The sequence below is a fragment of the Oscillatoria sp. FACHB-1407 genome, from assembly GCF_014697545.1.
Lineage (GTDB): Bacteria > Cyanobacteriota > Cyanobacteriia > Elainellales > Elainellaceae > FACHB-1407.
Map to the genome: position 1 here is coordinate 33,321 of NZ_JACJSA010000018.1, position 23,351 is coordinate 56,671.

At 50.4% G+C, this 23,351-nt stretch carries 16 protein-coding genes; 9 read left to right on the top strand and 7 right to left on the bottom strand.

The window, feature by feature from the left end; all coding sequences use genetic code 11:
• Nucleotides 1-423 precede the first annotated feature (423 nt).
• Entirely contained in the window at nucleotides 424-642 is a 219-nt protein-coding gene (locus H6G89_RS24480; RefSeq protein WP_190511372.1) for a chlorophyll a/b-binding protein, read from the top strand.
• 5 nt (nucleotides 643-647) lie between these two features.
• Here H6G89_RS24480 and H6G89_RS24485 read toward each other — a convergent pair whose 3' ends face one another.
• From H6G89_RS24485 to H6G89_RS24495, 3 genes are all read right to left on the bottom strand, one after another.
• Nucleotides 648-1,472 (bottom strand): hypothetical protein, encoded by an 825-nt coding sequence (locus H6G89_RS24485; RefSeq protein ID WP_190511374.1) that lies wholly within the window; start codon nucleotides 1,470-1,472, stop codon nucleotides 648-650.
• Between the two features lie 16 nt (nucleotides 1,473-1,488).
• The gene (locus H6G89_RS24490; RefSeq protein ID WP_190511376.1) at nucleotides 1,489-4,098 is read right to left on the bottom strand and encodes a DUF3769 domain-containing protein; all 2,610 of its coding nucleotides are present in this window, start codon (nucleotides 4,096-4,098) and stop codon (nucleotides 1,489-1,491) included.
• 92 nt (nucleotides 4,099-4,190) lie between these two features.
• Nucleotides 4,191-4,307: a photosystem II reaction center protein I gene (locus H6G89_RS24495; protein ID WP_190511378.1), complete on the bottom strand. Its 117-nt coding sequence runs from the start codon at nucleotides 4,305-4,307 to the stop codon at nucleotides 4,191-4,193.
• Nucleotides 4,308-4,679: 372 nt separating this feature from the next.
• Between H6G89_RS24495 and hemE the strand changes: the two genes are divergently transcribed.
• Nucleotides 4,680-5,741 carry a uroporphyrinogen decarboxylase gene (hemE, locus tag H6G89_RS24500; protein ID WP_190511380.1) on the top strand — a complete coding sequence of 354 codons (1,062 nt, stop codon included), beginning with the start codon at nucleotides 4,680-4,682 and terminating at the stop codon, nucleotides 5,739-5,741.
• A gap of 326 nt (nucleotides 5,742-6,067) precedes the next feature.
• On the opposite strand, the gene H6G89_RS24505 is transcribed toward hemE, so the two are convergent.
• From H6G89_RS24505 to H6G89_RS24515, 3 genes are all read right to left on the bottom strand, one after another.
• Complete coding sequence (locus tag H6G89_RS24505; protein ID WP_190511388.1) at nucleotides 6,068-8,662, bottom strand: GAF domain-containing protein; 2,595 nt, start codon at nucleotides 8,660-8,662, stop codon at nucleotides 6,068-6,070.
• A gap of 223 nt (nucleotides 8,663-8,885) precedes the next feature.
• Nucleotides 8,886-9,257, bottom strand: a complete 372-nt coding sequence (locus H6G89_RS24510; protein WP_190511390.1) for a translation initiation factor — start codon at nucleotides 9,255-9,257, stop codon at nucleotides 8,886-8,888.
• Nucleotides 9,258-9,328: 71 nt separating this feature from the next.
• A complete protein-coding gene (locus tag H6G89_RS24515; protein ID WP_190511392.1) occupies nucleotides 9,329-9,499 on the bottom strand; it encodes a hypothetical protein in 171 nt (56 codons plus the stop codon).
• Nucleotides 9,500-9,627: 128 nt separating this feature from the next.
• Between H6G89_RS24515 and trpB the strand changes: the two genes are divergently transcribed.
• The 6 genes from trpB (at nucleotide 9,628) to pyk (ending at nucleotide 20,238) form a co-directional block, all read left to right on the top strand.
• Nucleotides 9,628-10,878 (top strand): tryptophan synthase subunit beta, encoded by a 1,251-nt coding sequence (gene trpB / locus H6G89_RS24520; RefSeq protein WP_190511394.1) that lies wholly within the window; start codon nucleotides 9,628-9,630, stop codon nucleotides 10,876-10,878.
• Nucleotides 10,879-10,937: 59 nt separating this feature from the next.
• Complete coding sequence (locus tag H6G89_RS24525; RefSeq protein ID WP_242060105.1) at nucleotides 10,938-11,519, top strand: CAP domain-containing protein; 582 nt, start codon at nucleotides 10,938-10,940, stop codon at nucleotides 11,517-11,519.
• Nucleotides 11,520-11,521: 2 nt separating this feature from the next.
• Nucleotides 11,522-12,151 (top strand): ribonuclease H-like domain-containing protein, encoded by a 630-nt coding sequence (locus H6G89_RS24530; protein WP_190511396.1) that lies wholly within the window; start codon nucleotides 11,522-11,524, stop codon nucleotides 12,149-12,151.
• A 1,701-nt stretch (nucleotides 12,152-13,852) separates the two neighbouring features.
• Complete coding sequence (locus H6G89_RS24535; protein ID WP_190511398.1) at nucleotides 13,853-15,262, top strand: efflux RND transporter periplasmic adaptor subunit; 1,410 nt, start codon at nucleotides 13,853-13,855, stop codon at nucleotides 15,260-15,262.
• 157 nt (nucleotides 15,263-15,419) lie between these two features.
• Nucleotides 15,420-18,578 carry an efflux RND transporter permease subunit gene (locus H6G89_RS24540; RefSeq protein ID WP_190511400.1) on the top strand — a complete coding sequence of 1,053 codons (3,159 nt, stop codon included), beginning with the start codon at nucleotides 15,420-15,422 and terminating at the stop codon, nucleotides 18,576-18,578.
• Nucleotides 18,579-18,816: 238 nt separating this feature from the next.
• Nucleotides 18,817-20,238, top strand: coding sequence for a pyruvate kinase (gene pyk, locus H6G89_RS24545; protein WP_190511402.1), 1,422 nt, complete (start codon nucleotides 18,817-18,819; stop codon nucleotides 20,236-20,238).
• A 426-nt stretch (nucleotides 20,239-20,664) separates the two neighbouring features.
• Here the strand turns inward: pyk and H6G89_RS24550 are convergent, their stop codons facing one another.
• A complete protein-coding gene (locus H6G89_RS24550) occupies nucleotides 20,665-21,762 on the bottom strand; it encodes a hybrid sensor histidine kinase/response regulator (RefSeq protein WP_309230094.1) in 1,098 nt (365 codons plus the stop codon).
• A 325-nt stretch (nucleotides 21,763-22,087) separates the two neighbouring features.
• On the opposite strand from H6G89_RS24550, the gene H6G89_RS24555 reads away from it, so the two are divergent.
• Nucleotides 22,088-23,308: a DUF790 family protein gene (locus tag H6G89_RS24555; protein WP_190511404.1), complete on the top strand. Its 1,221-nt coding sequence runs from the start codon at nucleotides 22,088-22,090 to the stop codon at nucleotides 23,306-23,308.
• The last annotated feature ends 43 nt before the right edge of the window (nucleotides 23,309-23,351 follow it).

A 23,351-nucleotide genomic window follows, 5' to 3' on the forward strand; every position in this document is an offset into this window, starting at 1 on the left:
CGTGAATTCGGGATAAGGATTCGGCAGTTGACATCGCAGCTATAGGAACAAAAGAAACAAAATCGGTCTGCGTCGGTTTGTCATACCGATTTAATGTTTGATTGTGGCAGATCACTGGGTAGGGGCGTTTCGCGAAACGCCCTTACGGAATCATGTGCAGCGAAGCCAATTCAAATTGGTATCAAATCCTGCATCTTCCAAAGTCTGCATCGGCGGATTTCGCCTCGATAGCCGCGAATTCATTCGCCAGACTCTTAAACTGAACTGACATTATTTGAGTTAGGCATCACATCCAGTTCACATCTATTTTTCTTTGAAGCGACTCCTCTTTAGATAGGTTAAAGAGATGGTTCTAATGACAGACTACAAAGATAAAAGCGATGAATAGCATAGGGAAATCTCTAAAAAATGAGGACTTTAAACATGCAAACGACTACAAAACCAGACATTAATTCCACAACAGATTTACCTTCTGTTTACCCCTCTTATAACGGCACAGACCGCAACTCTTTTCTCTTTGGTTGGAACCCCCAAGCTGAGCTATGGAACGGGCGGTTTGCCATGATTGGCTTCGTTGCCTACCTGTTGTGGGATGCAGGCGGATATAGCATCGTCCGGGATGTGTTGCATCTGATTCGCTAACGCACTTATGACTCAGGCGATCGCCCCGGTTGCCGAGTCTGACCATCGCCAGTCAGTGCCAGGTTTGTGGACGTAGCTCCTGTTGATTCATGATGTTGAACAACGGCTTTGAGTTTGCTATAAAACTCGGAGCTTTCCTCAGTTGGAATAAACTGATGAATCGGATGTTTTGCAGCATCTGTTCTAGACCAACTGGCACGGCGATCGACACCAACTGGCTCTAGACTGGCTTTTGGTTTAAAAGTTTGGATGGGCAACTCTCCCTGTCTGACTTCAGGCAGCGATTCGATGGTGGGTTGCTCATCTGACACGGTGGACTCTGCGATCGCCCCCAAGATGGGCAAACGGGGAGCAGTATCCTGAGAGCCACGACTGGATGCAGGGGACACGGATGCGGGCGACTCAGCAGGCAATTCTGGAACGGATGCCTCCGGGTCAGCATCTCCCGTGGGTGCGGTTGGTTCTTCTAAAACCGATGGTTTAGCGTCAGAGGTCGGGGACACAGTCGCCCGCAGTGGGTCAGGCAAGGCGGTGAGAAGTCCTCGATAACTGGGAAACTGACTGCAAATAATACGCTCAAATTCGTGGTTGAAGTGATGGATAGGGTGTCCCCGTCGCCGCCACAGGGTCAGAATTTGTTCAACTGACACCGCTTTGTAGCGACCCTGATATAGAGCTTCAATCACTGCCGATCGCAACCAATTCACCGGATAGTCTCGTGACCAGTGATGCACCAAAGCTTCAGCGGTGTAGCCGCCGAGGTCGAATCCGTAATGTTTCAGTAGCTCAACAGCATGGGTCGCCGCTGAGTCTTTGTCCAGTTCAGTCATCGCTACAGCACTGAATTCAATTGCGCGATCGCTGCACTCCCCCATCGACTGACCCCGTTTCAGGGCTACCCGAAAACGGCTCTGGGGTTGTTCCCCAGTTAAAGTCGCTGATCCGCAGGCTCAGTGAGCCTACCTCTCTAACGGGATTGTATCGCAGAGAAACGGCGTATGTTCGTCTACTGTACTCCAGGATATAGTCAGTATCGATTTCGCTATCTCTGTCTAAATTGATAGACGATTGAAATCCAATCCGCAACGGACCATACAGTTGTTGCACAATTCCAAACGAAAGTACCTGCCTGTCTACATAGCGGTCAAACAGGAAAGGGGATTCGCCACCCTGAGCCGTGAGCGAGTAAGCCAAAATCACGGCAGTGTAGTCTAAGAAATCGCGTGAAAAGTGCCCAAACTGACCCTGAAGGCTCACAGTCCCAGTCAAAACGGGTTGCGTATCGCCATTACTGTAGCCACTAAACACCCCACGAACTCCGGCACTGAGCGCAACATAAGGAGTTAAGGGGTAGGGCGAATAGCGCAAGCCCTCCTCAGCGGTCGCAGGTAATGCCGTACCAGTCCAGAGATAAAATCCTCGGCTGAGGGCTGCACTGAATTGATACCGGGTTAGATCAACTCGGTTATCTTCCCGAATTGGTTCCAGCAAATCAATCTGATCTGTATCGGCATTGATGTATTGCAAACTCGCCTGATAGCTCAACCCAATCTGAGAATCTCCCAGGGTGTATTGGGGTGAGGAGATCACAAGTCCAACACTGCTTTGCACCGTTTGAAAGCCCAACGAACCGTTAAAGAGGCGATCGCGATAGCTGTAGTCAAAGGCAAACTCATGTCGCCAGAGTTGTTGACGCAGACGGATACTGGCTCGAAATTCTTCCTCGAAGTCGTTGGAGTCAAGGCTCGTAAAGACCGTCGTCGCTCGTAACGCCGTTGTAGGGCTGAGGTCAGCATCTAAGCGGGTAATCAGTCCGTAGTTTCGCAGGTTAGCAAAATTGCCCCCGTCGTCAAACGCCCGTTGCAGCAAGATTTGAGGCGTCACGGTAAAGCGCACAGCAGGAGTTGCGATCACCTCAAACCCCCGTTGAACGTACAACCCTCCCCGATCTTCCTCATCAAACCCAAATTGCAGCAACCCCGGATCACGGCGGCGGCTATCGAGAATGACGCGATCGCGCAGCAATGGAATCTGTAACCCCTGATCAAAGACGAGGCGAGGATTACGGGCACGAATTTCGCTGCGGGTTGGTGTCAGGCGCGTAAAGGTGACCCGATTCGATCGCAGTTCTAACTCAGGGGGCGAGAAGGGATCGTTCGTAATACGGACGTTGGTCGCTTCCCAGCCATCCGCTGTGAAATCAATCTGGTCTGCCTCAAACCGCAACCGTCGGATGTCTCCACTGGCAGCCTGGGTATCAAGGTCACGTCCTCCACCACCGCCAACGGTAATCGAAATCCCACCGGGGCTAAAAACCCCCTGAGCAGGCTGACCCGAAGGAATGCGTTCAGTAATGGGGCGACCACTCAGCGTTCCAGCGGTAATATCAGTCGGCAGGGCAGGTGCCGTATCTTGATCAATCGTGGACAACAGAATTTCGCCACTGGCCCCCGCGACATCGCCCTGTTGTTGCACAAAGTTATAAACAAATCGGCTCCCGCGCAGCACTTGATCCCCGCGCGTCAGCACAACGTTACCTTCTGCCACAGCGATACGATTGGGCAAGTTAACCCGCAAGCGATCGGAAGCTAACACCGTCCCCCGAAATCGCATGATTACATTGCCCTCAGCAAAAAAGACCTGCTGAACGTTGTCGTACTCCTGTCGGTCTGCCGTCAGTTCCACAACTTCTCCAGTCCCAGACGTGTCCAGTGGCACCGTCGTTGGTTGATCAGGAGATGGGGGCGCATTCTCTGGCGTTGAGGGCACAGGCGGAGCCGTCGGATTCCCTTGCCCCGGAATAATCAGAATTTGATCATTGGGATCGTCGGGATCAAGCAGGGTGCCGGGAGTCCCTGGGATTTGAGCCAACTCTTCCAGCACAGGCAAGCGCAACCGTTGCAGGTCGGCGTGTAACTGCTCACCCTCTCGCTCAATTTGTTGGCGATCGCGATAGGCAATCGGTCGAAAGGTCGCAACTGGTGATTGGATTTCGCGTCTCTGACTTGCCAGTGGTTCAAAGGTTCGACTGGGTGGCGCGATCGACGCTTTCACCAGATCGGCGTCCAGGGTTGAAACACCAAACGCCATAGGGGGTGGCGCATCAAAGGGTGGCGCAGCCTGGTTGACCTCTAACGGAGAACCCAGAGCCGTAGAACGAGTTGAGGCTCCCTCATTGACATTGCTGGCTTGAATACCACAGGAAGAAGGCGATCGCTCAATTGAGCAAACCGCTGTAGGAGTAGGGGTTGATGCCGTAAGAGAGGCTGAAACAGCCGCCCGACCTGTGGGTACGGATATCGGCTCTGATACAGGTATCTGCCCCGACTCAGGCGGTTGCCCGGACGTCGATACAGATCCTCCGGGCATTATGGCGGCTGAAGATTGAGCAATAGCCTCAGGTGAGACGACGGTAACCAGGGGTGGGGGTGCGGGCGGCGGAACCGGGTAGGGCATACTTTAGCAAAACATTTTCACAGACAGCCCAAACAAAGGGACTTCAGCCGTCCTCAATGCAGGCTTATCGCCTCAAAACAAGAGACTGTTCTCTATTCAAGATCCCGACGCTTGGGGTTACGAGCCGGATCGTTTGACAGAAAACCAAAGACAAACAAGCCGATAAAGAAGGCAACAACGATATACACCACAACCTTGAGCGTCAGCATGTCACATCTCCAAAAACAGGCATTCCTATCATATAGGAATGGTGTCCCTTTTTTAGGAGTGACCGATTGGCTCGGTGGCAATCCCTTAGCAGAGTTGAGTCAGAGTGACGTGAAAAAGGGCGATCGCGTTCCTGGAGAATGGGGAGTGGGGAATGGGGAGTGGGGAATGGAGTAGAGGGGTAATGGATGTGTTCAGAATTTTGTGTAAAAGCAGATTTTGCCTTCGTTCTACTCCCTTACTCCCTCACTCCCCATCTCTCTTCTCAGCAAACGTAGCATTTTGTAACCTTCCGTAAGGTAACTGCTCAAAGGGTAATCTCGTGATGATAAGCTAGCGAATGCTCAGAGAACGTTAAGCAGAGACGATTTAATATGACCGGATTAACCCAAGTTCCTTATCTACTGCGGGCGACTCGCGGTGAGACGCTTGACCGTCCCCCCGTTTGGATGATGCGACAGGCAGGACGTTACATGAAAGCCTATCGGGACTTGCGGGAGAAATATCCATCTTTTAGAGAACGGTCAGAAAAAGTTGATATTGCCGTTGAGATTTCGTTACAACCCTGGCGTGCGTTTAAGCCCGATGGAGTGATCCTGTTCTCAGATATTCTCACGCCTCTACCTGGTATCGGGATCCCCTTTGACATCATTGAAAGTCGTGGTCCCATCATTGATCCGCCGATTCGCACCGCTGAGCAGATTGAGAAGCTGCATCCAATGGATCTGGACAAGTTTGGCTTCATTCAAGAGATTCTTCAGACGTTGCGTCGGGAAGTGGGTAACGAAGCCGCTGTTCTAGGCTTTGTAGGTGCGCCATGGACGTTAGCTGCCTACGCGATCGAAGGCAAGAGTTCCAAAGATTACGCTGTAATCAAGAGTATGGCGTTTTCTGAACCGACGATGTTGCATCGTTTTCTGAGCAAGCTGGCAGATGCGATCGCCGCTTATGTGTGTCACCAGATTGAGGCTGGAGCACAGGTGGTGCAGATGTTTGACTCCTGGGCAGGACAACTCAGCCCTCAAGATTATGAAACTTTTGCATTGCCCTATCAGCAACAGGTCGTGCGTCAGGTTAAAGCTCAATACCCCGACACGCCGATGATCCTCTACATCAGTGGCAGTGCGGGTCTGTTAGAGCGTATGGCGCAATCAGGCGTTGACATTGTGAGTGTTGACTGGACTGTTGACATGGCAGAGGCACGACGTCGCTTAGGTCCAAACATTGGCGTTCAGGGCAACATCGACCCCTGCGCGCTGTATGGGTCGCATGGCTTCATCCGCGATCGCATCCTCGACACGATTCGCAAGGCAGGCAACCGGGGCCACATCCTCAACCTGGGTCATGGCGTATTGCCGACCGTTCCAGAAGACAACGTCCGGTTCTTCTTTGAGGCAGCCAAGCAAGCAGACCAGTTGCTGGCAGTGAGCCGTTAGAGGCGATCGCCCCTCAAGGGTAAACCATACATCAATTGGTTTGGAATTGTTTGAACCAGGCAAGGGGCTTAAAGCCCCTTGTTTTTTGGTGACCCTATTCAACACTTGATCATCCCAATTTGAATTGGCTTCGCTGCACATGATTCCGTAAGGGCGTTTCGCGAAACGCCCCTACCCCGTGATCTGCCACAATCAAACATGAAATCGGTATCAGATTTTTTGGGAATTTGTCCTGATGAGGTACGCCTTCCTGGGAAGAAGGGAATGGTAGATGCACCCTGATTTAATCCCTGGCTCACGCTGGGGATTTTTTATTGACAGGTTGATTACGAGGAAGATGGGGCGTTGCGGAGCCGTTCTGAGGGTGGGGCGATCGCCAACGCCACTGTAAACGTGGTCACTCCGGTTGTGCTACTCACGGTTACGGTGCCACCCAGATGTTCGGTTAACTTCTTCACCAATGCCAGTCCTAGTCCAGTGCCCCCGTGCTTCCAGGGGTCACCATTGGGCACCCGATAAAATTTTTCAAAGACTCGTGATAACTCGTGACTGGGAATTTCTACACCTGTGTTTTGGATGTGGATCTCCAAGAGGGTTGGGGCGATCGCACCGCTTTGTCCCGGGCGTGGGGCACTGCTGAGGGTAGCGGAGATGCTGATCCGCTCACCGGGGGGAGTGTACTTACAGGCATTGTTGAGTAACTCGGTGAAAATCCGCTCCAGGCTCACGCGATCAGACACCAGGGGAGGAAGATCATCCGGCAGTTCAATTTCCAGGTGTTGATTCTGTTTTAGAGCGCGAGTTTCAAATGGCTCAGCCAGATGAGGCAACCAGCTTTGGAGATGAATGATCGACGGCATCAGGTCTTCTATCCCTGCATCAAGGCGTTGCAAATCGAGCAGGTCGTTAATTAATTCAATTTCGCGCTGGCATTCATCCTGCAAAATCTGTAGATAACGGCTTGCCTGACTCGTTTCGCTGTCATACAGCCCCTCTCGTTGCATCAACACTTCCAGCAGATGAGCCGCTAAGTTGATGTTAGACATGGGAGTCCGCAATTCATGAGACACCGTAGACAAAAAATCATCTTTGAGTTGGTTCAGTCGTTCTAACTCTACAACCTGGGCTTGAACCGCTTGATAGAGGCGAGCTTGACGAAGGGCGATCGCACATTGATTAGACACCTGTTGCACTAACCGCACCTCTAACTCGCTAAACGAAAGGTCTCGATCTTGAAAGAGCCACAGGTCACCAATGACCCCTTGATCATCCTGGATGGGGCAAGCAAGAATGGCGTATTTGTTTTGGATCGGGCGAACAGTGTCAACTGCGATCGGACAAAACTGCACCCACTGCCCTTGCAACAACTGACTATAGATATCAGGGGCTGTGATTAGCTGTAGCTGTAAACCAATTGCAGGAGGCAGCGATCGGGTGTACTCATGGCGAATGGTACAAACCGTTTGGTCTAACTCGTAAATTCCAGTGTCACAGCAATCGACGCCCAGTTCCAGTGCCAAGGCTTTCACGACTGATTGCAAAATCTGATCTTCATCCAACGAGTCCCGCACACTATCGGTGATTTGTTTCAACACGGCCTCAAAGTCCAGAGCTTGCTGTAGTTGCGTCGTGCGCTCTAGCACTTGTTGCTCCAGGTTGACGTTCAGTTCGTTGACTCGGCAATACAACTCCGATTGTTGAATTGCAACCCCAACCTGAGTTGCCAGTTGTTTGAGCAGATCCACTTCAGCGGCGTGCCATTGGCGAGGTTGACTGCATTGATGAGCAATGAGCAACCCCCACAGCGTCGTGTCAGACGATTCATTCTCAGGTAAAGCCCTCTTGCTTACCTCACCCGGCGTGGTGTGGAGCGGTTTTTGTGAAACGAGTGTCGCAGGTTTGAGTTGCAGAATCGGCACCACTAAATTTGCTCTAACCTGCACTGACTCTAAAAACTCAACATAACAGGGGTTCAGCGAACTGGCGCGAATATCTTCGACAGCAACAACTCGCCCCCGACAATAAGGCTCAACGTAGGCACTCCTAAAGCAAGGGTCATATATCGTTCTACCCAATACGGAGAACGACGGTTGGACAACCGACTCGACCGCAACTAATCCACTCCAATCAGGATTGAATCGATAGATCAAAACCCGATCCGCTTTGAGCAATTGCCGCACTTGATCAACGGTTGTCGTTAGTACCTCTTCTAAATTTAGAGATTGCCGAATCGCCTGAGTCAAACTACTCAGCAACTGTTCTCGTGCAACCGCCAATTGCAACTGTTCCTCTCGTTCTTGCAGGGCTGCATTCGCTTGACTCAACGCAGCTGTACGCTCTGCAACTCGTTGTTCTAGCTCTGCGTTAAGCCTGCGAATCTCGACTTCTGCTTGTTTGCGTTGAGTCATGTCTCGCAACACCAACAGCAAATAGTTGTCAGAACTGTAGAGAGTTGCAACATATTCCAGATCATGAATCGTTTCGTCAGCCGCTCTAAAGCTAATCTCTCCAGTGGTCTGTCCGTGAGTCAGACAACGCTGTCGTAGCGTTGCCAGATCCAACGTTACCAACAACTGGCAAGTCAGCGCATTGGCAATCACTCCGTTGAGAGAGCTGCTTTGCACCACTCCACCACACTCGGTTTCAGCGTATCCCAATAACCGACAACCCGCTGGGTTAACCGCGACTAATTGCCCTTCGCTATCCACCATGACTGTGGCATCGATCGCCCCCATGAACAATGTTTGCCACAGCAGATCGTCAGATTGCGGGATATTCAAATGAGATGAGGAGTTGGGTAACCGAGCTGATGAGGATTGAGATGACATTTTGTGTTGTAACCCACGTTGTACATTCAGGCGATCGCAGTTTTTCGTGACGAGCCTGTAACGTGAAAACGCTGGAGATAGAGATGAAGACACTACAACTGACGCATCATCAATGGCAGGAAATCCATCTGATGAAGTTCAACTTGAAGTTGGAGAGCACCCGTGAGAGAAATACGCAGCTGTTCAGTGTAGCTGTATCAAAACTCTCTCTAGAATCCCGTAGTTCTTTGAGAGATGTGTTGAACTCTACATAAAAAGTAAGAAAAGTGTGTCGATAAATTTGTAAATTATGACTCGATTCCCACTCATAACAGTTCTACGATCCACCACTCACCTTTGCCTTGTAGCCCAACTGTGTCAACACTTGCACAATCTTTTGAGTGTGATCCCCCTGAATTTCGATCTCACTCTCCTTCAGTGTACCGCCTGCCCCACATTGAGCCTTGAGTTGTTTTAACAATGAGGTGAGTGTCTCCGGTGTAGTCTGAAACCCACTAATGACCGTCACTGTTTTGCCCTTGCGTCCCTTCCGTGATGCCTGCACTCTGACCTGTTGTTGATTGGGAGGCAAATCCGGCACACCCCGCTCTAACGCCTTAGCCGATTCAGCGTTGCCAAACTCACGATAGACCACCCGTTGTGAATCAGGCTGAGAGTTAGATCCGGAAGAAGTGCGTTTAGAAGCCATCTGAATCAGAAACAAAGAGCAAACACCTAAGCTTAATTATGCTTGATCTGCGGAGGATAGAAATAGATTGATTAGCTCTTGCGATCGCTCACAGGTTGCGGTAAAAAACCTGAGTTCAGGATAAGGATCTTGGCGGCTGAAACCGCCGCTACAGGAACAAAACCGACCCACGTCAGTTCAGCAAACCCTTGATTTTCCTCAGTCCAAGAAGGCGGACTTGGTTCTGATAGCCGCCAATTCATTCGCCAAATCTGAAACCGAACTGTTATTCGTAGCATCAAACGAGCGACTGTTGACCACCTACCCCATCCCAACCCCGTATAATAAAAACTACTTGCATCCGTCCTACTCTTAATTGTTGATTAGCACCGTGACTCTGACTCCCATTTCTCCCCAGTCTGCCTCGGCTCAATCTTCTGTTCAACGTCCTGACGCGCTTGGTCGGTTTGGTCAGTTTGGCGGCAAATACGTCCCCGAAACGTTGATGCCTGCCCTCAGCGAACTGGAAACCGCCTTTGAGCAATATCGCAATGATCCTGAGTTTCAGCAGGAGTTGCAGGGGTTGATGCGCGATTATGTGGGCAGACCCAGTCCCCTCTACTTTGCAGAACGGCTAACTCAACACTATGCCCGTCCCGATGGGAGTGGAGCGCAGATTTATCTCAAGCGCGAAGATTTGAACCACACGGGTGCTCACAAAATCAACAATGCGCTGGGTCAGGTATTGTTGGCAAAGCGAATGGGCAAACAACGCATCATCGCAGAGACAGGAGCAGGTCAGCACGGTGTCGCAACCGCAACGGTATGTGCGCGATTTGGGCTGAACTGCATCATTTATATGGGCGTTCACGACATGGAGCGGCAAGCCCTTAATGTCTTTCGGATGCGCCTCATGGGAGCAGAGGTGCGTCCCGTTGAGGCGGGCACCGGAACCCTCAAAGATGCGACCTCTGAAGCGATTCGTGATTGGGTGACCAACGTAGAGACGACGCATTACATCTTGGGATCGGTGGCTGGACCTCACCCCTATCCCATGCTAGTGAGAGAATTTCAGGCAATTATTGGAGAAGAAACGCGATCGCAGTGTCAGACCGTGTGGGGTGGGTTACCTGACATTCTCCTCGCGTGTGTCGGTGGCGGTTCCAACGCCATGGGGCTATTCCACGAGTTTATTGATGATCCTACCGTGCGCATGATTGGCATCGAAGCGGGTGGAGAAGGTGTTGACTCCGATAAACACGCAGCAACACTAACCCGTGGGCGCGTCGGGGTGCTACACGGGGCGATGAGTTATCTGTTGCAAGATAGCGATGGCCAGGTGATTGAGCCGTATTCCATCAGTGCCGGACTCGACTATCCGGGTGTGGGTCCAGAGCACAGCTTCCTAAAAGATTCTGGTCGCGCAGAATATTACAGCGTCACTGATAAACAGGCGTTAGAAGGGTTGCAACGGCTTTCTCGCTTAGAGGGCATTATTCCTGCGCTAGAAACAGCCCATGCGATCGCCTATCTGGAAACGCTGTGCCCCCAACTGACGGGCAACCCCCGGATTGTGATCAATTGCTCTGGGCGAGGTGACAAAGATGTACAGACTGTCGCTAAAATCCTCGATTTGACATAGAACATTAGAAACCTTTGCATAGGGATGCTGCGTCTTGATCAACGGCGTTTACATCAACGATGTTGACTATGAAATTCTTTTCAGACGCAGCCATTCCAGACTGGATGAAACCACGAGCCACATGGGCTAGAGCTTCAGTGCTGCTGACCGTTAGCAGCCTAATCCTTGGTGGAGGAGCAATCGTCCCATCGATCGCCCAACAACCTCCCCGCACGTCTCCCAGTCCGACTCCCTCCGCCACCTCAACTGAGGCGTTAGAACAGGCGATTCATACGCAGATTAACCAATATCGACGCGATCAGGGATTGCCCCCTCTGACCCTCGATCCCCGTATTAGCGAACAGGCGCGATCGCACAGTCAGGCAATGGCAGCAGGACGTGTGGCGTTTGGGCATGATGGGTTTAACCAGCGAGGTTCAGCGATTCGCCGGACGATCGCCTGGAATAGCATTGCTGAAAATGTGGCGACCAATCAGGGTTACTCTGATCCCGATCGACGGGCTGTTACGGGATGGATCAACAGTTCAGGACATCGCCAAAACATTCAAGGACAATATAACCTGACTGGGATTGGCGTAGCCCGCAATAGTCGGGGACAATATTATTTCACTCAAATATTTGTTCGTAGTCGGCAAAATTAACCATGGAATCTGACGCCTTTCAATTGTGCGATCGCGACCTTTCGCAAGACCTCTTAGAGCTTTATCTGCAATCCGACGAAGTGGCAGTTGACACCGAAACGATGGGGTTACTGCCTCAGCGCGATCGCCTTTGTTTGGTGCAACTCTGTGATCCCCAGGGGCATGTAACGGTGGTTCGCATTGCTCAGGGACAAACCTCTGCCCCCTATCTGCAACAATTACTGGAACATCAGCAATTGCTCAAGGTATTTCATTTTGCGCGATTTGATCTGGCAACCTTGCAATATCACCTGGGTATTGAGGTCAGCCCTGTTTTTTGCACAAAAATTGCCAGCAAACTCGCTCGCACCTACAGCCCTAAACATGGCTTAAAGGAATTAGTGCTAGAGCTAGAGCAAATTGAACTTGATAAAACTGCCCAAAGCTCAGATTGGGGAAATTCTGCCAACTTGTCGGTCGATCAACTCCGCTATGCAAGCGGTGATGTGCGCTATTTGCTATCCGTGCGGCAAAAACTCACCGATATGCTCAAGCGAGAACAACGGTGGGAACTTGCAGAACAATGTTTTGCCTGCTTACCGACTTTTGTTGCGCTGGATCTGCTGCAATATCAGGGCATTTTTGAGCACTAGTGCATCCAATCTCAGCGTCAGGGCACTACCCCCAGTGAATTAACCGGAGTCTGGAGTTATAGCGATCGCCAAAACCATTAGGACATTGAATTTGAGTCCTGCTGAGAGATGCGATGAATCGCGTCTGTTCCGTTGAGTGCTTTATCTTAACGGAGGTGACTACGGCTATATAGCAGTACCCACTAAAGTTAGAACGGGGTGCAGGGGTGGAACCCCTGGCTGGGGGCGCAGCCCTCACACCCTCTTATGTCCTAATGCATATGCGTAGGGCTGTAAATCATACCGATTTAATGTTTGGTTGTGGCAGATCACTGGGTAGGGGCGTTTCGCGAAACGCCCCTACGGAATCCTGTGCAGCGAAGCCAATTCAAATTGGTATCAGATGGCGATTACCGTTACTCCAGCACCTATACCCACATAATAATTGGGGTGTGAGAGTTAACACACCCCTAAACGCAATGACTATGAGAGTCTCACGCAAGCGCAGAACTTGCAATGTAGAAAAATACCAAAAACTGGAGAGGGGCGATCGCTTCTGTAGAGTATGAATCTAATGTCTGAGATCACTCTCTAGAAGCGATTTAAATGCAATCTAATTGTTCTCCGAGCGTTGAGGATTAACTCGAATAACAGTAAGAGATTGAGTTTGACGGTTACGTTGGAGCGACCAATTTAAACCTACAACAGCATAGGTTTGATTGTTGTCATTTTGAAACGTATCACCTACTGACAGAGCTTCTTCGGAGTCTAGAGTCCCCAAGAATCTCTTGTGAGCATCAATTAGCAAATATTGCATAAGAACCTTTACCTTTTGTGGCAATCTCGTTAACGAAATCTACTGTTTGAACCTGAAAGTGCCCTAATTCCAAAAAATCGCAGCGACGAGTGCTGGATTTTCTAGAAAACCCAGAAATCTGTATTGAAAACCATATTCAGAACGAACTGAGTAAGCGGGGCTAATCTTTTGTCAGGTGGTCTTATATCATCGCAAGCCGATGAAGTACCACAGACCAACCATGAGCAGCCTCATAACTGCTTCCTTATTCCCTTATAGCACTTTGTGCCTCAATTTACAAAGACCTTAGCTAAAGACAACATCAACTCTAAACGTGATCGCTTATTTCAAATGGTCTTCACATCCGTTTTTCTCTTGTCTCAGTTCTAAAAAGCCCATTGGAAAGAGTGACAGAATTACATGTGTTTCGCAAAATCTTGACGGAGAAAACTCAACTGCAAGATGGCTACTTCTATAGCCGTGTGCAAGTTGGTTCAGGACAGGGGGTTAGGAGGAATCTTCACACCTCCTTACTTCATCCAAGCAGGCACCACTATAGATAGACATTCGAGAGATTGAATGATACTGTGCAGTACAGTAAGGATGCGAAATAATTTGCCCTATTTTCGATTAGGAAAGAGTTTCATTCCCTCCACAATAGAAAAACTAGTACGTTCGACGTTAACCGTCACCGTCTAACGCCTTGCTGGACTTGATACTCCGTTAGATTCCCCAGACGTGTATTCCCGCCTCACATCAACTATTCTCGGTACTCCCACCAAAGGTTGTATTTACCCGCACTGTAGCGATTGACAACTCTAATTCACCGGAGGATAAGTTGCTAACCCGCTTGGGTGAAGTTTTTTGAACTGCTCTTCTTATATTTTTAGATAGCCTAATCATCGTTAAGTCGCCTGGAGACACCTATGACACCTCCTGAACCGTCTAACAAATTACCTGACGGCAGTCCGTCTAACGCTACTATCAAGACGACTAACGATTCTGATATCGCGATTCCCTATCGCCCCTCCCCTAAGCAAGGTCGTCCCTGGCTCACCGCACTCATGGTGCTCCTGGTTCTTCTGGGTTTAGGGTTTGGATGGCAATGGTGGCGCAGTCGATCGGCAGGTCAAGCAGGCGGCCCTCCCGGAGCAGCACAGGCGCAAGCGGCTCCTGTTGAGTTAGAGACATTGCAAACTGGCAATGTAGAAGAAGCGTCAGAGTTTGTCGGCACTTTAGAGTCTCGTAACTCAGTGGAACTTAGCCCAGAGATTGATGGGCGAGTCAGCCGCATTTTTGTCGATCCGGGCGATCGCGTTGCAGCAGGTCAACCCCTCGTGGAATTGAGTGCCGACCAACGACAAGCCGAATATGCCAGTGTGCTTGCCAGTGTGAATTCGGCGCGTGCCATTCGAGCAAACGCTACCTCTGAGTTGCAGGCGTTGCAAGCCGAACGTCTGGCGAATGTAGCAGAGGTGGAACTGCAAAATGCAGAATATCAACGTATTTCTGCTCTGGTATCAGAAGGGGCGTTTGCTCAACAACAATTAGATACCGTGCAGCGCGATCGCAACACTGCCATTGCCCAGTTGAATGCAATCGATCGTCGAATTCAAGCCTCTCGCGCCAATTTAGCAGAAGCAGAAGCAGCCCTGGCTGAGGCACAGGCAAATGCTGCCGCCTCCAACGCTCAACTCCAAGACACGGTGATTAGCGCACCGTTTGCAGGCACGGTGGGAGACATTCCGGTTAAGCTGGGCGACTATGTGCAAGCGGGTGATCAGGTCACGAGTGTGACTCAGAGCCAGGAGTTAGAGCTAGAAATCGCAGTTCCTCTGGAGCGTGGCTCCGATCTGCGGAATGGACAACGGGTTGAGTTGCTCGATGTCCAGGGCAACCCCATTGGTACAGGGCAACTCAGCTTTATCGCGCCTCAAGTGAATAGTGCAGCGCAGAGCATTTTGGTGAAAGCCAACTTTGCCAACCCCAATGGACGATTGCTGGCAGGGCAATTTGTACGAGCTCGTGTGATCTGGAGTGAAACCTCCGGTATTTTGGTTCCGACAGCGGCAATTTCCCGCTTAGGGGGGCAGACCTTTGTGTTTGTGGCAGAGCGATCGCAACCCCAACCAGGACAACCAGCCGAGGGGCAACCCCAACTCATCGCTCGTCAGCGTGAGGTTAAGCTGGGTGACTTGCAGGGCAATAGCTATCACGTTTTAGAAGGACTGCAACCCGGAGAACAAATCGTCACCTCTGGTGTATTAAATCTGGCAGATGGAATCCCCATCATGCCAATGTCAGATGCACCTCCAGCCGCACCTCAACCCCAATAGAAAGTTCAAAATTTTGAGGTTTGATTTGCAACTGTTGCAATCAAGAATTGGGTAGCTCGAAGCTTGGTGTCCCCTAATCTAGACCGCCCAATTCAAAACCCAAAATCCGCAATCCAAAATCCTATTAACCTGTTGCTCTTCTCACCCCATCAGCCCCATGTTTGCCAATTTCTTTATCAAGCGTCCTGTCTTTGCTACAGTTTGCGCTTTGATTATTTTGCTTTTGGGTGCCATTAGCATTCCGACACTGCCAATCGCCCAATTTCCTGAAATCTCCCCCCCTCAGGTGACGGTGAATGCGATCTACACTGGGGCGGATGCTGAAGCCGTTGAGAGTAGCGTCACCAGCATCTTAGAACGTGAGATTAATGGTGTGCAGGGTTTGCGCTACATGACCTCTAGTAGCAGTAATAGTGGCACCAGCACCATTACGGTTACCTTTGATGCATCCCGTGACATTGACATTGCGGCGGTGGATGTGCAGAACCGCATCTCGGTTGCCGAGCCGCAACTGCCCGAGAGCGTTCAACGAACTGGGATTACGGTGAACAAGGAGTCCAGTAACTTCTTGATGGCGATCGGGCTGTATGCCGAGAATGACCAATACGACCCGATCTTCTTGAGCAATTATGCCGATCTCTATATCTTGGATGCTCTCCGACGCATTCGTGGGGTAGGCGACGTTATTATTTTTGGCGAACGCCAATACGCCATGCGGCTGTGGATTGACCCAACCAAATTGGCAAGCCGCAATCTGACACCCCAGGATGTCGTCAATGCGATCAATGCTCAAAATTTGCAGGTTGGGGTCGGGCGAATTGGGCAACAGCCTTCTCCAGATGAACAGCTCTATCAGGTGGATTTGCGGGCGGTTAGCCGCCTCACTGACCCGGCTGAGTTTGAAAATTTGGTGCTGCGAACGGAAGATGACGGTACTCTGATTAAATTCGGAGACGTGGGAAGAGTTGAGTTAGGGGCAGAAGACTATAACTCGTTCTTGCGATTTAGAGGGAGTGAAGCGGTTGGTTTAGGGATTACTCAACTTCCGGGTAGTAATGCATTAGATGTGGCTCGCTCGGTTAAGCAGGAGTTAGAAAGGCTGCAAAATGATTTTCCTCCAGGGTTGCAATACCAGATTGCCTTTGATACGACCTCGTTTGTTGAGGCATCACTCGAAGAACTGTTGATCACGCTAATTACGGCGATCGCCCTGGTGGTCGTGATCCTCTTCATCTTCTTGCAAGACTGGCGAAATACGCTAATTCCGGCTCTAACAATTCCTGCGGCTTTGGTTGGTACTTTTATCTTTGTAAAAGCCTTTGGCTTTAGCCTCAATAGCTTGACCCTATTTGGTTTAACGCTATCAACCGGGGTCGTTGTGGATGACGCGATCGTTGTCGTGGAGGATATCAGTAAAAAGATTCAAGATCAGGGCTTAAGCCCACGACGAGCCGCATTCGAGGCAATGCAAGAATTGGCTAGTGCGGTAGTTGCGACCTCGCTGGTTTTGATAGCGGTGTTTGTACCAGTGGCATTTTTTCCGGGTACAACCGGGTCGCTCTACCGCCAGTTTGCTTTGACGATCGCCTTTGCAATCACGGTTTCCACGTTTCTGGCATTGACGCTAACTCCGGCATTGTGTGCATTGCTGCTGCGTCGGGGTCAGGGAGTTCAAAGTGGACCGTTGCGGTGGTTTTTTGATCGCTTTAACCAGGCGTTTGAAGCCGTTCGTCGGCGATATGAGCGCATACTCAATTTCGTGGTTCGCATCCGAGCTTTTGTGATTGGGCTATTTGTCGTTTCACTGGGGCTAACAGCACTGCTGTATCTCAACGTGCCGACGGGGTTTTTACCTGAAGAAGACCAGGGCTACTTTATTACCATCGTGCAGGCTCCTGAAGGGGTTTCCCTCAACTACACCGATCAGGTGATGCAGAAGATTGAGCAGGAGTTGATCGCTCTACCCGAATCTTTGGGGGTTTTTGCGGTAGGTGGATTTAGCCTCGGCAGTGGCAACATTGCCAATAGTGGAGCCATTTTCACGACCTTAAGACCGTGGTCAGAGCGCAGAGGACCAGGGCAATCGGTTCAAGCCATTATTGGTCAACTATTTGGTAAGTTTTCGACCATCACCGAAGCCAGGGTCTTTCCTGTAAACCCACCCCCAATTCAGGGCTTGGGTAACTTTGGAGGCTTTACCTTCCAGTTGCAAGATCGCCGTGGCACTGGAGATATTAATCAACTCGTGCAGGCAATGGGGCAACTGCTGGGACAGGCAAATCAGACCGAGGGGTTACAGGCTGTCTTCAGCACCTACGCCGCTAGCACACCACAACTGCTAGTTGAGGTCAATCGCGATGCAGCAGAGGCGTTACAAGTCTCAGTCGAAGATGTGTTCAACACCTTGCAAACCTCGATTGGTTCCGAGTATGTGAACGATTTCACATTAGGACAACGCAACTATCGCGTGTATGTCCAGGCGGATGAGCAGTTTCGCTCTAAGCCAGAGGATGTTGGACAGTTGTATGTCCGCTCAGCAACCGATCAAATGATTCCGCTGAGCAATTTGGTAACGTTGACCCCTCGAACAGGGGCGCAGACCATTAACCACTACAACCTGTTCCGCTCGATTGAGATTAATGGTGGTCCGGCTCCGGGCTATAGCTCTGGAGATGCCATCAACGCGATGGAGCAAGTTGCCGGACAGGTTCTTCCTGCTGGATATGGCTATGAGTGGTCAGGCACAGCTCTGGAAGAAGTTGAATCAGGAGGGCAAGCCCCGCTGATCTTCGTCTTTGGGATCATCTTTGTATTTCTGGTATTGGCAGCCCAGTACGAGAATTATTTTGACCCTCTCATTATTCTTTTAGCGGTGCCACTGGCGGTCTTAGGGGCATTGGGGGCACAATCGCTCCGAGGCTTAATCAACGATGTTTACTGTCAAATTGGTTTAGTGATGCTGATTGGTTTGGCTAGTAAAAACTCGATTTTGATTGTGGAGTTTGCCAACCAACTGAAATCAACTGGACTGTCAACCACTAAAGCCGTCGTCGAAGCCGCCCAAGATCGACTACGACCCATCCTTATGACGGCACTCTCCTCGATCGCGGGCTTCCTACCGCTGATGTTTGCCACAGGTGCAGGAGCTGGAAGCCGTCAATCCTTAGGTACGACCGTTACAGGAGGATTGTTAGTTTCTACTTTCCTGAGCTTGTTTATCGTGCCTGTACTCTACATCGCCGTCATCTCCGTGCGCGATCGCCTTCGCAAACAGTTTGGCTCTAATGAAGAACCACAACTGGATGAGGAGTATTAGAAGAGAGAAAGGATAAAGGATAAAGGATAAGAAGGGGCGCGATTTATCGCGCCTTTGAGAAGAAAAGAGAGAAAAAAGAAGAAAGAACAGGAAAAAGGGGTAGATAGGTGAATCGGATAGGCTAGCGTTAGCGTAACGTACTAGTAGATTTGTTGGATATGTTCAGGATTTTGCATAGAAGCAGATTTTGCGATCGCTCTTTTTATCCTTCATCCTTCATCCTTTATCCTTTCCTCTTATGAAACTGCCCTCACACCGCACTAAGATCGTTGCTACGATTGGACCTGCTAGCAGTTCGATTGAAGTAATTCGGCAGTTGATTCAAGCAGGCATGGCCGTGGCGCGGCTCAACTTCTCTCACGGCAGCTATGACGACCATGCGAAAACAGTTAAACTCTTGCGGCAAGCCTCTGATGAATTAGACACTCCGATCGCCCTGTTGCAAGATCTCCAGGGACCGAAGGTGCGGGTGGGGCAGTTATCCGATGGGGCGATCGCTCTAGAGGATGGAGCACAGCTAGAACTCGTTCCGTTGGAACACTACACAGGACAAGCCAACACTGTTCCCATCGACTACCCCTACTTAGCCGAGGAAGCCGAAGTGGGTTCCCGCATCTTGCTGGATGATGGCTTGCTAGAGTTTCGCATTGAGGCGATCGCGGCTCCTGGTGTCACCTGTCAGGTGATTCGGGGAGGGATGCTCAAAAGCCGCAAAGGGGTGAACTTGCCCAACCTGGATTTGCGATTGCCATCACTCACGGACAAAGACCGCCAGGATTTAGAGTTTGGCTTGGCACAAGGTGTCGATTGGGTTGCGCTCAGTTTTGTGCGCCGCGCAGAGGATGTTAAAGCCCTGCGGGCACTATTGGCGGAAAAGGGGGCCACCAATATGCCTGTTTTAGCCAAGATTGAAAAACCTCAGGCGGTTGCTCAGTTTGAGGCGATCGCCAGCGAGTGCGACGGCATCATGGTGGCGCGGGGCGACCTGGGGGTTGAGGTCAATCCAGAGAAAGTGCCCCTGATCCAAAAACGGCTGATTCGCATCTGCAATCAACGGGGCATTCCGGTGATTACCGCAACGCAGATGTTAGAGAGCATGATCAAAAATCCCCGTCCAACCCGTGCAGAAGCCAGCGACGTCGCGAACGCCATTCTCGATGGCACAGATGCCGTGATGTTGTCGGGAGAGTCGGCAGTGGGGGATTTTCCGGTGCGGGCTGTGGAGATGATGGCTCGGATTGCGATCGAGGTGGAATCCGCACTAGAGATCCCTAACCTGCCGCCAATTGAGGATGACGAAACTCATGCTATGAGTGAAGCCATCAACATTGTGGACAAGATCCTCAATTTGCAGTGTATTGCAGCGTTTACTACCACTGGCTATACGGCTCGACTGGTTGCGGCGGAGCGTCCTCGTGCTCCGATTGTGGCGTTTACTCCAAATGCGGCAGTCTATCATCGGTTGAACTTGATCTGGGGGGTAACTCCATTTTTGTTAGAGCAATCGGTTGCGTCAGTGGAGGATCTGGTGCGTCAGGTCGAACATGGGCTGAAACAGCGAGAACTGGCAACTTCGGGCGATCGCATTCTAGTTCTGGGAGGCAGCCCAATTCAGGCAGAACGGGGCACCAACTTTCTCAAAATTCATCGATTAGATTAACCTGATACCGCTTTAAATGGTTTCCAGTGCAAATGCGGACGCTCGTAGGGGCGGGTTTAGCGGTTTACTAACAGCAAACCCAAGAACTGATCTGCCAAACCCGCCCCTAACGACATCTGTCTTGATCTCCATCTGATTTGGTATGAGTTCGAGATCAGGATTTTGGCGGTTGAAACCGCAGCTATAGCCGTAGTCACCCCAGTTAAGACAAGGCACTCAACAGGACAGACGCGATTAATCGCGTCTCTCGCAGCAGGACTCCAATGCATGTCCTAATGGTTTTGGCGATCGCTATATCAGCGCAAAACCGACCTGCGTCGGTTCGCCAATCCTGCCTTTTCCGGAGTCCGCGTCGGCGGACTTTGCTTTAGTAGCCGCGAATTCATTCGCCGGGTTCTTAAACCGAATTGACGTTAGATTAAGCCATCACATTGCCCTGGGCAACTGAACTCGCACCGTGGTTTGCTGGTTAGGAACACTCTCAATGAGCAAACTTCCGCCGTATAGCTCAGCTAGACGTTTTGTCAACGCCAACCCCAATCCAGAGCCTTGCTGTTCGTGCAGGAAACGCTCAAATTGCATATAAGTCCCAACATTCGCAACTTGTTCTGGAGTCATACCCCGTCCGCGATCGCAAATCACAAGCCAAAACTCATCAGCTTTGAGGTCAGTCGTGATCGTAACAACCGAGCCCGGTCGAGAAAACTTAAAGGCATTATCAACAATTTCCTGAGCAATCTTTTGCAGGTGCTTTTCAGCGATCGCCACGCTAGCATCCTGCAAATGAATCTGCAAATCCGCTATACGGTCTGCCTGTTGAGCGATCGATTCTGCGGTTTCAGCGATCGCCCGAATGAGATGGTTGGTTTTGCTTCGTCGCAATGCGGCAATGCGGTTTGAATCGGTGGCAATTAGTTCTAACTCAGCCTGCAACAAAAAGTTTTGCGTTAAGCCATACAGTTGCTCAGCCGACCCTCGAATCATCTCCAACATTTCGCGGGTTTCAGACACGGGTTGTTTGTCGCAGTCTTCGATCAGCAACTCAGACAGGCTGATAATGGCAGACAGAGGGGTGTGCAATTCATGCGGCAACGACAGTGTAATGTTGTTTCGCAACGTATCAATGGTTTGCTGAGTTTTGCGAATGATAGCTTCCTGCTTCCGTAACTGAGCCGCGATCGCTGCCAATAACTCTGTCCGGGTAAAGGGCTTGGTGAGATAGTCATCCGCTCCCAGTTGCATCCCCTGTCGCAGGTCTGTCTTATCGGTGCGAGCCGTCAAAAAAATAAAAGGAATGGTCGCTGTCAGGGAGTTTTGTCGCAACGCCGAGAGCACTTCATGCCCATCTAATTCAGGCATCGTGACATCACACAAAATGAGGTCAGGGTGTTTACTCTGGGCTAACTCTAATCCTGTTCGACCATCAGCGGCCCCTATAACTTGAAACTGTTCTAGACCAAGCAATTCAATAATTTCTTCCCGTAGAGATTCTTGATCTTCAATCACTAAAATCTTGGTCATCATGTTTCTATAAATTTGACAGCAACTGAATTGGTTGGATTCAGGCTACTCGGTGAGCATGACAGCTTCAATCACCATGCTCCTGACCTAACAATGATGTCTGGACTAGAATACAAAATACCCTTACGGGTTGTACTAATATCGCTTTGGGGTTGAAGTCGATACAACTCAACACAGAATTAGTCCTTTAGCCATAATCATCAGGGTCAGAAGGAGTGCAGGGTTGGGACACCTGACTGGAGGCAAACCGCCCACATTTCCTCTGCCTTAACCTGGATGGCGATCGCGATAAAACAACAGATGCACATTACACCTCATATCAAACAGCATGTTGCCGACCGAGTTATTGATATATCGGCAAGCAGGGGAAGAAGTTACCCCCAGGCGGTTGCCACTTAACGAACGAAATCGGGCGATCGCTCAGGATGTGATTGCTCTGTTTCAACAGGCTCAGGGGAAGACCCAGGGGGAGCTAAATCAACACCTCCAGGCATTAGAGGGGGAGGAAACTGACTATCGGATCAAGCGTGGCTTAGCTCATTTGTTGCGAGCAAACTTCAGCACCTTTGAAGTGGTCAGTCCCCTGGAGCCTCAACAATTGCGAGAGAGAGTTTTTGCGATCGCCGCTCAAACCGTTCCCCTTCCTCAGACCGCTACCACAACGTTGGAAACGGTTGCCCAGCAATTAAGTGAGGAGTTAGGACAAGAGATCCTTCCATCTCAACTCCAGAGCGGACTCTACGCTGACCTGGTTGAAAACCGCATTCTTACCCAGTTTGAAACACCCACTCCAGATACACTACTGCACCGCTACAATCTATCCCAGGTTCAGGGAATTTTCTATAAAGCTAATCATATTCAGATCACAGCCCACCGCAATGATCCAGGGGAATACAAACTACTCTTTCGCTATCTCAAATTATTTGGTTTGATGGCGTACATCGAAGGGGACGCGGATCATGGCTTTACTATCACGATCGACGGACCTGCCAGTTTATTCAAACCCAGTACTCGCTACGGGCTGGACATCGCCAAACTGATCCCCGCCTTGTTGCATGTCACCAAGTGGAGCCTCAAAGCCGAACTCCTGATTCGGGATCAGTACAGCAATACAACCAAAACACGCTACTTTAGCCTGAATTCAGACTGTGGGTTAGTTAGCCATTACCCACCCGGCAAACCCTACGACAGCATGATTGAGTCATCGTTTGTCGATCGCTGGACGGCGTTAAACTCTGACTGGAAGTTAGAACGAGAGGTTGATCTGCTGCCGATTCCAGGTAGCGTCATGATCCCCGACTTTCGGCTGGTTCACCCCGATGGACGCAGCTTTTTGTTAGAGATCGTGGGCTATTGGCGACCAGAGTATTTGCGTAAAAAGTTTTCTCAAGTGCGCCAGTGCGATCGCGATAATTTAATCCTTGCCGTTTCAGAGCGACTCAACTTAGAGAAAGCCGGAATCAAAATCAGCGACACTCCAGCGCGAGTCATCTGGTTTAAGGAAAAACTTCTCCCCAAGTCAGTCCTGGCGGTCTTAGATGAAGGATGAAGAACGAAAAATGAACGATGAACGAAGAAGGATAAGAGAGAAC